Source organism: Longimicrobiales bacterium (assembly GCA_029245345.1).
In the GTDB taxonomy this organism is placed as follows: domain Bacteria; phylum Gemmatimonadota; class Gemmatimonadetes; order Longimicrobiales; family Gaopeijiaceae; genus CALFPJ01.
In genome coordinates this window covers 62,635-76,612 of the sequence record JAQWPM010000007.1, presented here as the reverse complement: position 1 = coordinate 76,612, position 13,978 = coordinate 62,635, and the positions used below count along the sequence as shown (strand labels likewise).

The following is a 13,978-nucleotide window of genomic DNA, read 5'->3' as shown; positions in this document are numbered from 1 at the left end:
AAGACCCGAACAGGAACCGAAGTAAGGATACCCGAACGTTGCCCGAAACGCAAGTATCTGAAGCGCTTCCTGGGGTTCTGGCCTCGATCGTGGAGACCAAACACGAGGAACTCACCACACTTTTGCTGAGGAGAGAGGAACTCGAAGCCTCCCTAGCGGATGCTCCGCGCATCCGTGGCTTCGCAGAAGCTCTTTCCGTGCCGCATCACGTGTCACTGATTGCCGAGTGCAAACGCCGATCACCAGGAGCGGGGGAGATCCGACCCGATCTCGACCCTGTGTCGCTCACGCGTTCGTACGAGGACGCGGGCGCGGCTGCCCTGAGCGTTCTGACCGATCGTCAGTACTTCGGTGGATCGAACGCTGACCTCGAGACCATCCGCGAAGGGACGAGCATTCCCATTCTGCGGAAGGACTTCACTCTCGATCCGCTCCACGTGGTCGAGGCGCGCACAATCGGTGCGGATGCGGTTCTCCTCATCGTCAGAATTCTGACGGACAGCTCGCTGCGAAGCCTGTTCGACGAGGCCACGGGGCTCGGGATGGACGTTCTTGTGGAGACGCACGACGAGAGAGAGCTCGACCGCGCGATGGCCTTGGGAGCGAAGATCGTTGGAATCAACAACCGGGACTTGGCAACCTTCACCACGGACCTCCGCACGACGACTCGCCTGCTAGAACAGCTCCCTAGAGATGTCGTGGTGGTGTCGGAGAGTGGGATCAAGTCCCTACGAGACGTTGAGCGACTCGGAGCGGAAGGGGTCGATGCGATCCTAGTTGGTGAAACACTCCTGAAAGCGGAGGATCCGTCTGAGGAAGCCGCGCGTCTGTCCCGCGTGTCACGAGTGGATCGTTAGATGTCCGGCCACCCCCCAATGGTAAAAATCTGCGGCCTTCAGAGAGCGCAAGACGCAGCCCTCGCCGACGAACTCGGCACAGATTACCTCGGCGTCATTCTTTCACCGGGATTCAGCCGGAGCGTTTCCGGCCCCGTTGCTGCCCAGATCCTTTCGGGTACGTCCGCCCGCAGGGTGGCAGTGGTCGTTGACGAAAGCGCCGAAGATGCACTCGCGTTGGCCGAATCGATCGAAGCCGATGTCCTTCAGCTCCATGGTACAGAGTCTCCGGAGATGCTTACTGATTTGGCGGCGCGATGGAGTGGACTCATTTGGAAGGCGGTGCGTGCAGGGGCCTTGGCCGATCTCCAAGACGTAGTGTCCACACATAAAGATGTAGTGGATGGATTTCTCGTGGAAGGTTGGAAGGACGGCGTCGTTGGTGGGGGTGGGGTGCAATTGACGCTGCTCCCGGCGGAGGTGAGGCGCATGCTGCCGAACCACAATAGGTTTGTCCTAGCAGGGGGCCTGAACCCGGACAACGTGGCGGAAGCTGCCGCACGCTTTCTGCCCAACGTCGTAGATGTGTCCTCGGGTGTCGAAGTCGAGCCCGGGGCGAAAGACCCCGAGTGCCTGAGGCGTTTCTTCGACGAGGCTCGCAAGATCTCGTCCTTCGAGGAGCATCCATAGCTGTGACTTCAGAGACCCAGCCACACACTGGCCGTTTTGGCTCGTTCGGTGGCCGGTACGTGCCTGAGACTCTTAGGACGGCACTGGATGAACTCGTGGTGGCGTATGCCGAGGCTTCAACAGACGCGGCGTTCCAGGACCAGTTCCACGGATTGCTCGCGCAGTTCGTTGGTCGGCCGACGCCCCTCTACCATGCCACCCGACTCGGTGATGCCATCGGGCATCCTTCTGTTTATCTCAAGCGCGAAGACCTGAACCATACGGGCGCCCACAAGATCAACAACACGCTCGGGCAGGCTCTTCTCGCGATGCGTATGGGGAAGCGCCGGATCATCGCGGAGACGGGGGCTGGGCAGCACGGTGTGGCTACCGCGACCGCCTGTGCCCTGTTCGACCTCGACTGCGTGGTCTACATGGGGGAGGAAGACGTTGAGCGCCAGGCACTCAATGTCTACCGGATGGAGCTGCTGGGGGCTGAGGTTCGGCCGGTATCGTCCGGCACTCGCACCCTGAAAGACGCTACGAACGAGGCCATCCGGGATTGGGTGACCCATGTGGAGACGACGCACTACATCATTGGTTCGGTCGTGGGGCCCGATCCGTTCCCTCGCATGGTCCGTGATTTCCAGTCGATCATCAGCGTCGAGGCTCGGGCTCAGATTCTAAAGGCTGAAGGTCGGCTTCCGGGTGCGGTTGTCGCATGTGTGGGCGGAGGCTCGAACGCGATGGGCATATTCCACGCTTTCATCCCGGATGCTGAAGTAGAATTGGTTGGCGTGGAGGCCGCGGGATCCGGGATCGAATCTGGCCTGCACTCGGCCTCGTTGAGTGCGGGGAGGCCCGGTGTTTTGCACGGTTCCCTGAGCTATCTTCTCCAGGATTCGGACGGACAGGTGGCGCCGGCGCATTCGATTTCTGCCGGCCTCGATTACCCCGGCGTTGGGCCCGAACATTCACATCTGAAGGATTCGGGTCGGGCGCGTTACACTGCAGTCACTGATGACGAGGCTTTGGCGGCATTCCACCGATTGTCGGAATTGGAGGGGATCATACCGGCTTTGGAATCCGCCCACGCAATAGCTCACGTCCTCGCAGAGGGGGAGGCCTATCGCGACGGTGGTCCCCTCGTAGTATGCCTGTCTGGTCGTGGCGACAAAGACGTTGCACATGTCGCCCGCGTTGAGGGACGCGGGTCACTTCTCTAATGGGTCGGTCGGAGCGCGCGTTGAGCGAAGTAGCAGATGGACAGGGCGGCGTTCGGGCCACCGGAGACTGGGGGGACGACCTGCCGGTCGCCGAAGGTGTGTCTCTGACCGAGCCCAAGACGCTTGACTTCGCGGTTGCCGACCCTGCGACCGGGAAGCCCGCCCATTACATCATCAAGACGACCGATCCACAGAAGTATGGGATCCTCGTCAGCGACGACCTGATTGCGTGATCTCCGCCACATTCAACGCCAGACGGTCCGAGGGCAGGGCTGCGCTCGTGCCTTACATCACGGCGGGGTATCCCTCGAAGGACTCAACCGTAGAGGCGTTGGTATCACTCGCCGAGGCGGGGGCGGACGTGATCGAGTTGGGGATTCCGTTTTCCGATCCCCTCGCCGACGGCCCGACCATTCAGAAGTCGTCGTTCGAGTCGCTGGCCGGTGGCACCACGGTCCAGTCAGTCCTCTCAGACATAGCCATCTTCCGAGAGTCGCATGAGACGCCGGTAGTCATCTTCACGTATCTAAATCCAGTGTTCAGTTACGGCGTCGGTGCTTTTCTGTCAGCCGCGCATGAGGCAGGAGCGAACGGGCTACTGCTCACCGACCTCCCGACCGGAGCGGATCATGACCTCGAGCGGCAGATCATCGATTCGCCGATCGATCTGATTCGTCTCGTGGCGCCGACCACGCCCCCCGAGCGTGTCGCCGCAGTGGCGGAAGGAGGGTCTGGTTTTTTGTACTACATCTCCCGCACCGGTGTCACCGGAGCCCGGACAGAATTGAGCTCGTCGCTTGCCGACGAAGTAGCGGCCGTGCGCTCGGCGGTCCAGCTGCCGGTTGCCGTGGGCTTTGGAATCTCGACGCCCGACCAGGCGTCCGAAGTTGCACGATTGGCGGACGGAGTTGTGGTCGGTAGCGCTTTGGTTCGCATCCTCGGCGAGCATGGGGTGAAGGCAGGGGCGGACTTCGTAGCGGGCCTCCGAGCGGGGATGGACGACTAGCCGCCTTACGCGTCCGCTAGGCGCTCCGCGACCTCCGGGTCGGGACGTACGAATAAGGTCTTCACGCGATCTGGAAGGACGGCTCCTGAAGCGGCCCCTCTTGGCTTCCGCACATACTTTCGAAGCGTGTAGTCCACCGGAACGCTTCCGGATGTGCGGGCCTTTGAGTGGAGCGCTGCCAAGATCGCAGCCTCCTCCAGATCTCGACCGGGCGGGTTGCCTGGACCTGACCAACGCAGCACCACATGTGCGCCCGCGGTATGTCTCGCGTGCAACCAAACGTCGTTGGGTGCAGCGTGGTGGAATGTGAGGGCGTCATTGTGTTTGGCTCCGCGGCCGACTCTGATTTCGATGCCACCCGAACTCGTGTAGCGGCGGTACGGAAGCGACTCTTCTTCGCCTTTTGGAGCGCGGACGACTCTGGCCGCCGGTAACCGGGCTTCGATTTCCTCGGACGTCGCCAATCCAGCGCTGGCCTTGAGGAGCAGGTCGCGAAAGTCCGAAGCGTCCGACTTGGCTGCCTCTATCATCGCGGGGAGCCGTTTCAGGGCGCGGTCCGTTTTGGCCGCCCGGTCGTAGTACGCCGCTGCGTTCTTGTGAGCCGGTGCGCCCGGATCGAGCTGCACCACGACAGGGTTTCCCTCGAAGTCTTTGATGGTGGCGCTTTCTACCCCTGTCGGGATGTCGTGATAGCGCGCCAAAAGGAGGTCTCCGACGGCTCTCAGTTTCTCGGGGTCCTCCAGTGAGTCCAACTCCGCGACGAGGGAGGTGCCTCGTCGCTCTGCGCTCTCGATCTCTTTCTCCAACCGGCGGAGAACGTGTGGGTCGACGAGCGTACTTTCAGGGCTTCCAATGCCCTCATCGCCTTCGCTGAAGTGGGTGAACGCGGCGAGTAGCGATTCGACCGGATCGTATTGGACGCCTGGGAGGGCGACCGGATATGGCTGGTCTCCCCGTTCCAGGCGGAGGAGGCAGGGAGTCAATGCGCTTCCTTCAGCCAGTTGACGCCAAAGAGCGAATCCAGGATCGGTCTCCGACGGAGACTCAGAGGGTGGGAGTAACGCCTTCACGTTGAGAGGCGAGGTCCAGGCTACGCCGGAGACCAGGGACTTCGCTCGTTCTTCGGGCGGGACGTTCCCGACCCAGGCGGCCCATTCCGTGCGGGTCACTATTATGCTGTCCGCACCGAGTCGGGCGGAAGCCGCGGGCCGCTGATAGGGCTGTCCAACCCTTAGGAGGCGTTTGCCTGTGCGGGTGTGCAGCACATGCCGCAGGATACCGGCTTCTCCCTCGGCGATGAGGCAATTCCACTGGTTCCCGAGAAGTTCGACGACAAGATCTGAAGCTTGTCGTCTTCCCCGGACTGGGATGAGCTCGAACACAATGAGGCGCTCATCTGCTGGGGCGTGAATGCGCCTAACCCGAGAGGCCAGCGGGAGAGCGTCTGCCCCCGGGTCACGGGGCTCGTGAACGCTCACGGTGCCGCGGTCTGGGTGCAGTCGCCACACCACAGTTGCTTCCCGAAAAAACAAGATCGCGTCGCGCGAATTTCCGTCGAACCGCACGGCGCGCAATCGTGCACGGGCGAGCTTGTCATTCAACTCGCGCGCGACTTCGCGCACCAAGAGCGCGTCCCAACGAATTCCCATCGGCGGAAGCTAATCGAGAGAATCCTCTGGAGGGATGAAGTCGGGGTCTCCCGGAGGACCTCCAAGCACGCGATCTTCTAAGCCGTGAACACATCTCCGCATCCCATCATGGCCGCTGCCGCCCAAGGACGACTGCCTTCCTGGACCGTCGCAGGGGAGGCCCGTCGCGCGCATATGGGTAGGGTCGCCGAATTGCTTGGCCAGTGGGCCGTGATTCTCGATCTCGGGCCCCAGAGTGTGGATCGCTGGATCGCGGTGGGCCAGCTGCACGATGTGCTTCGCGAGGCGTCTCCCGTGGAACTGGCTCGAAAGGTCCCGCCCGGCGTGGCGAGTCTGCCGGCCCCACTCCTGCATGGACCCGCAGCGGCTGAGCGACTGCGGATCGAAGGTGTACTCGACGGCGAAGCCCTTTATGCGATCGCATACCACACTACAGGTCACGCGTCGCTGGGTGTCTTGGGGCGAGCCTTGTACGTGGCCGACTTTCTAGAACCTGGGCGGACCCTTGAACAGGAATGGCGAGCTAGCCTCCGGGCTCGCATGCCTCATGACCTGAAGGGTGTGACGCGGGACGTCGTGGCGGGTCGCATCAGCCACATTGTCGGGCGCGGTGTCGACCTGCTGCCCGATACGGTCCGATTTTGGAATGCGCTGGTAGCGACCGATGAAGGGTAAGAACCGTGTGGTCATGGTTGGAGTCGTACTCGCCGTAGCGGGCGTGGGCCTCCTCCTCACACGCCCCTGGGACCGGGAACCCGTAGTCGATCCGGTCGTCGACGCGACTGGCCGCCCGTTGCCAGGTGTGCGTATTCGGGTCGAAGTCCTGAACGCGAGTGATGTCTCGGGGCTCGCGGGCGGTGCCACGAGCTATCTCCGTGACCTTGGGTTGGATGTGGTCTACTACGGCAACGCTCCCGAGGTGACGGGCAACAGCTCAAGCGTTGTGGACAGGGTGGGTGACCGGCAAATGGCTGAGGCCGTTGCCAAGGCACTCGGAATCCGTAACGTCCTCAGCGAGCCGGATCCGGAACTCTTCGTAGATGTGTCCGTAATGCTCGGTAGTGAATGGCTCGCACCCGTCGATGCCCCCGCGGTGGCTCCGGGCGCGCGTGCACGGTGGGATCCCCGGAGTTGGTTTCGATAGATGACGGTCTGCTCACAGCAGCATCGTCCGAAGAGGTGCTGAAGACGGCGATGGCGAAGAACGAGGCAGGCCCGAAAAAGGACAAGGCGGACGAGGGAGGCTCCGAGGAGTCGCTGAACGCTGCGAGTGAATGGGCCAAGTCCATCATCATCGCCGCAGTTCTCTTCATCTTTCTGAGGTCATTCCTCGTTCAGACGTTCGTGATCACGTCAGGATCGATGGAAGAGACGCTTCTAGTCGGCGACATGCTCCTGGTGAACCGAGCGGCCATCGGTTCGCACATTCCGTTGACCGGGATCCGCATTCCGGGCTATTCGAAGCCCCACCGGGGCGATGTCCTCGTATTCGACCCTCCACACGAAGAAACGATCAAGCTCGTGAAGCGATTGGTGGGCATGCCTGGGGACACGGTCCGCATGCGCGACAGGGTTCTTTATGTGAACGGTGAAGCTTCAGAGGAACCCTACCTGAAGCACTCGGATGTGAGGGACGAGAGTCATCCTTGGATGGCCTGGCAGCGTGACTACCTCGTACCCGGGATGGATGCGCGTACGTATGCTCCGACTCGCGACAACTGGGGCCCTCTGGTTATTCCCGAGGATCGCTACTTCATGCTCGGTGATAACCGGGAGACCAGCCTCGATTCCAGGTATTGGGGTCTTCTCGAGGGATGGCGCCTGGAGGGGAGGGCGGTCTTCACATACTTCTCGTACAACAAAGGGTCCTATCGACCCTTCCCGTGGTTACGCGAGGTTCGGCTTGACCGAGTCGGGCGCGGCATCAGGTAGCTCCGCGGTCCCGTGCTTCTCGATTTGAACCAGGGTGTGAGCCCTGAGCTGGCCGCACGCGGCGTCGATGTCTTGGCCGCGAGTCTCACGGACCGCGACTGAAACGCCCCGGTCTTCGAGTCCTCGCGCAAATTCGGCAATACGCTCTGGCTCGGACGCTTCCCAATCCTGATATGGGATCGGGTTGAACGGGATCAGGTTTACGAAAGCACGCACCTGAGAGGCGAGGTCCGCGAGGGCGGGCAGGAGCACCAGGTCGTCGTTTATCCCTCGGATCATCGTGTATTCGAAAGTGATCCGCTTACCTCCGGCGGCATCGAATTTTCTCAGTGCTTCGATAACCTCCGGAAGGGGATGCCGCTTCTCCAACGGGATCAGCTCGCGCCGAAGGTCGGACTGTGGTGCGTGGAGAGAGAGAGCCAACCGGAACTGCTCTGGGCGCTGCGCTAACTCGTCGATTCCAGGCACGACACCGACCGTGGAAACTGTGATGCGACGCGCGCCCACACCGTAGCCCTGGTTCAGGATCGTCAGAGAAGGGTGGACGGCCTTCCGGTTCGACAACGGCTCGCCCATCCCCATGTACACGATATTGCTGATCGGCCCGAGGCCCTTTTCTTTGGCCCAGCGACGGGAGGCTCGATACTGCGTCACGATCTCACCCGCAGTGAGTTGTCGGTCAAAGCCACCCCAACCCGTCGCGCAGAATGTGCACCCCATTGCACAGCCTGCCTGTGATGAGATGCACAGCGTCAGGCGCTTCTTTGTCGGAATGAGCACGGATTCGACCAGTTCGCCGTCCGCCAAACGCCACAGGTGTTTGACTGTCCCGTCCTTGCTGATCTCGACCCGGGCGACTTCAGGCTCCGCTACCGTGAACGACTCTGAAAGGGTATCACGCTCCGTCACAGAGAGGTCGGTCATTTCATCGATCGACCCGGCGAGCCGCTCATAGAGCCACTTCGTCACCTGACCGACCCTGTACTCAGGCTGGCCGCGCTGAGCGAAATGGTCCTCTAACGCCGAACGGAGGTCGTCTGGCGTCAATGAGAGGAGGTCAATGCGGGCTTCTGTCGTCATTCCCGGTGGGGTCGGTGGGGGCCGTTTTCTTGAATCACCTGTGGGGCGGGCTTAACTTAGCCGTCAACCGGAACCCGCTGAAGACGAGGGAGATCACCCCCGGTGACCAATCAAATGTTTGCGTGGGGACCCGCTGTTCTTTGGGCAGTGGTCCTTTTTTTGTTGAGTTCGATTCCGGGGTCGGCCATTGAAGGCATCTCGGTTAGCGATTTATTCATCCACACCTGCGTTTATTCGGTCCTGGGAGCTGCCCTCGTTTACGGACGGTGGAAGGGATCGGTCGGATGGTCCCACGGACTACTGATCGCGGCTGGGGTCTTGTACGGTGCCAGCGATGAGTGGCATCAGTCGTTCGTACCGGGGCGGTATCCCGCCGTGAGTGATTGGCTCGCTGACGCAGCGGGGATTGTGATCGGCTATATGGCGCTGTACTGGTGGATCGAGACACGCAGAACTGCAACAGAAACGACACTCTGATGGCGAACATGGAAATCGAACGGACACAGCTTCGCACGCGGATGGTAGGCGGCCTACGAGGGTCGGATGCCGATTCCAGGATGCATCTCGCAGGTTGGGTACACCGCCGTCGTGACCTCGGCGGCCTGCTCTTTGTGGATCTTCGCGACCGAAGTGGCCTCGTTCAGGTGTCGTTCGGGCCGGATTGGACGGATGCCGCTTCGCTTGAACTCGCTCATAAGATCGGACATGAGGATGTGATCCGAGTCGAAGGTGTTGTGACGACCCGCCCCCAAGGGGCCGAAAACACCGATATGGCGACGGGCGACATCGAAGTCCGCGCGAGTTCATTGCAGATCCTCTCCGATGCGCGCACGCCGGCGATCCCGGTGTATCGCAGTGCGGATGACGAGCTGCCGGCGGAAGAACTCCGACTGCAACACCGAGTCCTGGATCTGCGGCGCCCGGAGCTGCAGCAGGCGCTGGTACTGCGGCACAAGCTCATCTTGGAAACCCGGAATTACATGGATCAGCACGGCTTCATCGAAGTCGAAACCCCGATCCTGACGAAAGCGACTCCCGAAGGAGCTCGCGACTACCTGGTCCCGAGTCGTGTGCACAAAGGGGAGTTCTATGCCCTTCCGCAGAGCCCGCAGATCTACAAGCAGATCCTGATGGTTGCCGGCTTCGACAGGTACTTCCAGATCGCTCGATGCTTCCGCGATGAAGACCTTCGTGCGGATCGCCAGCCCGAATTCACGCAGATCGACGTCGAGGCCTCGTTCGTCGAACCAGAGGACATTCTGGTTTGGATTGAAGGCCTGATGGCGAGCCTCGCCAACGTAGCAGACATCCCTGCGGAACGGCCGTTCCCGAGACTCTCGTGGCACGAGTCTATGGAGCGGTACGGCTCGGATCGACCCGACCTACGGTACGAGTTGGAGATCAGTGACTGGACCGATGCGACGCGTGACGTGGAGATGGGAATCGTGCGCTCCGCCGTCGACGCGGGCGGTCGGCTCCGCGGTCTGCACCTCGTGGGTGGGGCACGCCTGTCGCGGAAACAAATCGAAGGGATTGAAGCGAAGGCGAAGGAAGCTGGCGCTCCGGGGTTGTTCTGGGCGAAGGTGAAAGACGAGGGGACTTCGGGTCCGCTCGGCAAGTTCTTAGGGCCCGCCAATGTTGAAGCCATGGGGCTCTCAGTTGGTGACTTGATCTTGGCATCTGCCGGGCAAGACTCCGTCACGTCTCCGGCGCTGTCGGCGGCCAGGGCTGCAGCTGCGGTGGCGATGGAACTGCCACTCACGACTGAGCACTCCTGGCTCTGGGTCACCGAATTCCCGGTCTTCGAAGAATTCGATGGCGTGATCGTGGCCAGCCATCACCCTTTCGTAATGCCACACGCGGACGACATTGATCGAATTGAGACGGATCCGGTCTCCGTACGAGGCACAGCGTACGACTTGGTGTATAATGGCACCGAGTTGGGATCAGGCAGTATCCGGAATCACCAGCCTGAGGTTCAGCGCAGTATTCTGAGGGCACTAGGCCTCAATGAGGCAGAGATCGACGAAAAGTTTGGCTTTCTTCTCGATGCGCTTGCTGCCGGAGCGCCGCCTCATGGAGGCATCGCGCTGGGAGTGGACCGAATCGTGCAGCGTTTTACCGGATCGGGTAGTCTGAGGGATGTAATTGCATTCCCGAAGACGACGGCGGCCCGAGCTCTTTTCGAAGGGGCTCCGACCGCACTGGGTGACTCCGAACTCGAAGAGCTCGGCCTGATCGTGAAGAGACGGGAGACAGAGGAGGGCTAGCCCTCCTAGGAGACCATTTGGCGAACGGCGACACGATTATAGCACACCGCCTTGACGCGGACGGGGTCGATCCCCTCATGCTCGCGGGGGTCAACGATCGAAACATGCAAGAACTCACGCGGCTCTTTGGCATCAGGGTCGTTATGCGCGGAGATCACTTGATCCTCTCCGGGGGCCTGAGTTCGGTGGAGCGGTCGGTGCCTGTGGTGCAGCACATGATCGAACTCTCTCGTTTGCGGGTGCCGTTCGACGTGCCGGACATCGGACGCTTCGCGGATGGAGTTGATGCGCTAGGACCCGACGGCATAGTCCACCCTGACGACCAGATCCGTATTGCCATCCCGGGATCTCGCAAAGTCATCGTACCCAAGTCGGATGGGCAGCGGAGTTACGTCCAAGCGATCACTGCGAACGACATCGTGATCGGTGTTGGCCCTGCCGGGACAGGGAAGACCTATCTAGCGGTAGCGTGCGCGGTCGAAGCGCTCTATAAGAAGAGAGTTAAGCGGATCGTCCTGGCTCGGCCGGCGGTCGAAGCCGGCGAGCACCTTGGTTTCCTCCCGGGCGATCTTCAGGAGAAAGTGGATCCATATCTTCGTCCGCTTTACGATGCGCTCGAGGACATGATGCCTCAGGAGCGTGTCCAGAAAGCACTCGAGGAACGAACGATCGAGATTGCCCCGCTGGCCTACATGCGAGGGCGTACACTGTCGGATGCTTTTGTCATTCTCGACGAAGCTCAGAATGCGACTACGGCGCAGATGAAAATGTTTCTGACGCGCCTCGGCCTGAACTCGCAGGTGGTGATAACCGGTGACAAGACGCAGATCGATCTTCCTCGGAAGGAAAACTCTGGCTTGCTCGAGGTCGAGCGGATTCTCGGCGGAATTCAGGGGATCTCGGTCGTGTATCTCGACGCTAAAGACGTGCTCCGACATCGCCTAGTGAAGGACATTATCAAGGCGTACGAGCGGGCTTCGGATGAAGGGGCCGAGGCGTGAGTCGCCGTTCCGAGAAGAAGGAGCGGACATCTGTGCTCCACCAACTCTCCGGAGCACCGGGCGGGGCGTGGGGTGACCGCATCACGCATCACGGGGCCCGAGTCTTCCTCGTGCTTGCCTTGGCTGCGCTGGTGTCGGTCTTCTTCCCGCCGATTCGCGGCACTGACGTGGCTCCGTATCAAGAGGGAAGGGTCGCTCAGGAGGACGTGATTGCGGCGATACCGTTCAGTATCCCGAAGGCGCCTGCTGAGCTCGAGGCCGAACGGCGCACTGTAATGGACGCGGTTCCGCCCACTTTTGATCTGCTTCCCGAGTCCGCTGACACCATGTCTGCCCGGCTCATGCGGTTCTTTGATCAGATCGATTCTGCAGCGGAGTCTCGAGACAGCAGCCGATTAGAGGCGGTGCTGCGCGGAGGCAGAATCGTAGCTACCGCTTCTCAGATGGCTTTCTTGATCGACGACGAAGCTCGCCTAGACCTTCGGACCGCCGCAGTGCTCGCAATGCAGATCGTGCATGACGGGGTTGTGGACGCTTCACGCATTGCGGATCTCACGGCGACCCGGGTTACGATCAGAGAGCCCCAGCAAGAAGAACGCAGTGTTCTGGTTGAGGATCTTGCGACTTCACGGGTCTTCTTGGACGAAGCGACACGCTTGTTGCCAAGCGAGACCACGCCGGAGCAGGCGGGCCTTTTCAGCATGATGCTCATCGGCCATATGCAATACAGCCTGTCGCTCAACGTGATTGCCACGGAGGGTGACCGTAGCGCTGCGGCGGGCTCGATTTCGCCGACCAAGGGTGAAGTACTCGAGAACCAAGCGATCGTCCGACAGGCGGACCCGATCGGACCGGAGGCATTAGAGCGGCTCGCGGCGTATGAGGCGGCACTCAGAGCTCAGGGAATGCGTCAAGCGGAACAGCTGGGGTGGGGCGCGCTGATCGGATCCGGCATCGTCAATGCGATGATGCTGTCGCTCTTTGGCTTGCTCTTGTTCTTCAACCGCCCTGAGGTGTATGCGAACTATCGGTGGTTGGTGCTCATCGCGGTTCTCGTCGCGACCTACTTTGGTGCCGCAGTGGCGATCGATCGCAGTGGGCTGGCTACGGAGTGGCTCCCGATCGCGTTCGTCGCGTTGCCAGTTGCAGTTCTTTGGGACTCGAGGATGTCGCTCTTCCTTGTGCTGGTTCTTGTCGCGATCACTGGAACGCTCACACCGTTCTCCGACTATGGAAGCGTGCTGGCCTTGATGGCTGCGGGTGCCGCTGCCGCGATGAGTGTGCGAGCCGTCCGGCGCCGGTCGGAGACGTGGGTGTCCATCGCGATCATCGCGGCGGCAGGAGGGGTCATGCTGGCGGCGCACGGACTCGCGACAGCGGCCGATTTCGGCGGTGTCGCCCGTGGCACCGTAGCGCTCGCTGGGAACGCGACAATCTCTGCGCTCCTTGCGATGGGCTTTCTGTTCGTCTTCGAGTTGTTCACAGGTATCACGACGGACCAGACGCTCCTCGAATGGGCAGATCCAACGCGGCCACTGTTGCGTAGGCTCTCTCTGGAGGCGCCGGGCACATACGCTCACACGATCAATGTCGCGAACCTGAGTGAGGCGGCTGCGGCCGAAGTCGGAGCGAACGGGCTACTGAGCCGAGTGGGTGTCTACTATCACGACGTGGGCAAGATGCTGAAGCCGCACTACTTCGTGGAGAACCAGCCGGCCGGCCGGAACCCGCACGATAAGCTCAAACCGGAGACGTCTGCCGCCATCGTGAGGGAACACGTCACGGAAGGAGTGCGGCTCGCGAAAGAGGAGAAAGTCCCCGACATCGTTCTCGATTTCATCCTAGAGCACCACGGTACACAACGGATCGGCTTCTTCTACGAGAAGGCTTGCGAGGAGGCCTCCGGCGAGGTCCATGCGGAGCGTTTCTCCTACCCCGGGCCGAAGCCTCAATCCAAAGAGACAGCGATCGCGATGCTTGCCGACTCGTGTGAGTCTGCGACTCGGGCGATGCAAGAGCCGACCCCGGAGCGTATGCGCGATCTGATCAACAACGTCGTCGACGGCAAGATCGCCGACGGTCAGCTTGATGAGTCTCCGCTGACGCTCGGAGAGATCGCACGGGTCAAGGAACAGTTCGTGAAGATCCTCGCGGGTGTCATGCACCGGCGTATCGAATACCCCTCGACGAAGCACCTCACGGATGCCGAGGGTGAAAATGGGGAGAGCCCGAAGAACGGGACTGCGGAAGAGGGTGCGGACCAAGCGCCCGGTTCCGGGGCATCCGAACCCCATGCATCTGCCTAACGA

General features: G+C 61.3%; 14 protein-coding genes. 12 read left to right on the top strand and 2 right to left on the bottom strand.

From position 1 onward, the window contains the following. Positions 1-38: 38 nt before the first annotated feature. The 5 genes from trpC to trpA are packed head-to-tail and all read left to right on the top strand — an operon-like array spanning position 39 to position 3,737. Positions 39-857 (top strand): indole-3-glycerol phosphate synthase TrpC, encoded by an 819-nt coding sequence (gene trpC, locus P8L30_01660; GenBank protein MDG2238905.1) that lies wholly within the window; start codon positions 39-41, stop codon positions 855-857. Then, positions 858-1,526, top strand: coding sequence for a phosphoribosylanthranilate isomerase (locus tag P8L30_01655; protein ID MDG2238904.1), 669 nt, complete (start codon positions 858-860; stop codon positions 1,524-1,526). 2 nt (positions 1,527-1,528) lie between these two features. Continuing rightward, the gene (trpB, locus tag P8L30_01650; protein MDG2238903.1) at positions 1,529-2,731 is read left to right on the top strand and encodes a tryptophan synthase subunit beta; all 1,203 of its coding nucleotides are present in this window, start codon (positions 1,529-1,531) and stop codon (positions 2,729-2,731) included. A gap of 20 nt (positions 2,732-2,751) precedes the next feature. Then, positions 2,752-2,964: a hypothetical protein gene (locus tag P8L30_01645; GenBank protein ID MDG2238902.1), complete on the top strand. Its 213-nt coding sequence runs from the start codon at positions 2,752-2,754 to the stop codon at positions 2,962-2,964. Next, positions 2,961-3,737: a tryptophan synthase subunit alpha gene (gene trpA / locus P8L30_01640; protein ID MDG2238901.1), complete on the top strand. Its 777-nt coding sequence runs from the start codon at positions 2,961-2,963 to the stop codon at positions 3,735-3,737. Before P8L30_01645 ends, trpA begins: the two co-directional genes overlap by 4 nt. A 5-nt stretch (positions 3,738-3,742) precedes the next feature. Here trpA and P8L30_01635 read toward each other — a convergent pair whose 3' ends face one another. After that, positions 3,743-5,386 carry an NFACT RNA binding domain-containing protein gene (locus P8L30_01635; GenBank protein ID MDG2238900.1) on the bottom strand — a complete coding sequence of 548 codons (1,644 nt, stop codon included), beginning with the start codon at positions 5,384-5,386 and terminating at the stop codon, positions 3,743-3,745. 84 nt (positions 5,387-5,470) lie between these two features. On the opposite strand from P8L30_01635, the gene P8L30_01630 reads away from it, so the two are divergent. The 3 genes from P8L30_01630 to lepB are packed head-to-tail and all read left to right on the top strand — an operon-like array spanning position 5,471 to position 7,318. Beyond that, complete coding sequence (locus P8L30_01630; protein ID MDG2238899.1) at positions 5,471-6,061, top strand: hypothetical protein; 591 nt, start codon at positions 5,471-5,473, stop codon at positions 6,059-6,061. Further along, positions 6,051-6,530 carry a LytR C-terminal domain-containing protein gene (locus tag P8L30_01625; protein MDG2238898.1) on the top strand — a complete coding sequence of 160 codons (480 nt, stop codon included), beginning with the start codon at positions 6,051-6,053 and terminating at the stop codon, positions 6,528-6,530. Before P8L30_01630 ends, P8L30_01625 begins: the two co-directional genes overlap by 11 nt. Continuing rightward, positions 6,518-7,318: a signal peptidase I gene (lepB, locus tag P8L30_01620; protein MDG2238897.1), complete on the top strand. Its 801-nt coding sequence runs from the start codon at positions 6,518-6,520 to the stop codon at positions 7,316-7,318. The genes P8L30_01625 and lepB overlap by 13 nt, the downstream gene beginning before the upstream one ends. Here lepB and rlmN read toward each other — a convergent pair. After that, positions 7,274-8,398 (bottom strand): 23S rRNA (adenine(2503)-C(2))-methyltransferase RlmN, encoded by a 1,125-nt coding sequence (gene rlmN, locus P8L30_01615; GenBank protein ID MDG2238896.1) that lies wholly within the window; start codon positions 8,396-8,398, stop codon positions 7,274-7,276. The two genes, lepB and rlmN, sit on opposite strands and share 45 nt — an antisense overlap. A 102-nt stretch (positions 8,399-8,500) precedes the next feature. Between rlmN and P8L30_01610 the strand changes: the two genes are divergently transcribed. Genes P8L30_01610 through P8L30_01595 form a run of 4 tightly spaced genes read left to right on the top strand, consistent with a single transcriptional unit; the run spans position 8,501 to position 13,975 of the window. Beyond that, entirely contained in the window at positions 8,501-8,875 is a 375-nt protein-coding gene (locus tag P8L30_01610) for a VanZ family protein (GenBank protein ID MDG2238895.1), read from the top strand. A gap of 8 nt (positions 8,876-8,883) precedes the next feature. Then, positions 8,884-10,668 (top strand): aspartate--tRNA ligase, encoded by a 1,785-nt coding sequence (aspS, locus tag P8L30_01605; GenBank protein MDG2238894.1) that lies wholly within the window; start codon positions 8,884-8,886, stop codon positions 10,666-10,668. Positions 10,669-10,685: 17 nt separating this feature from the next. After that, the gene (locus P8L30_01600; GenBank protein MDG2238893.1) at positions 10,686-11,669 is read left to right on the top strand and encodes a PhoH family protein; all 984 of its coding nucleotides are present in this window, start codon (positions 10,686-10,688) and stop codon (positions 11,667-11,669) included. Next, the gene (locus tag P8L30_01595) at positions 11,666-13,975 is read left to right on the top strand and encodes an HDIG domain-containing protein (protein MDG2238892.1); all 2,310 of its coding nucleotides are present in this window, start codon (positions 11,666-11,668) and stop codon (positions 13,973-13,975) included. Before P8L30_01600 ends, P8L30_01595 begins: the two co-directional genes overlap by 4 nt. Positions 13,976-13,978 lie beyond the last annotated feature (3 nt).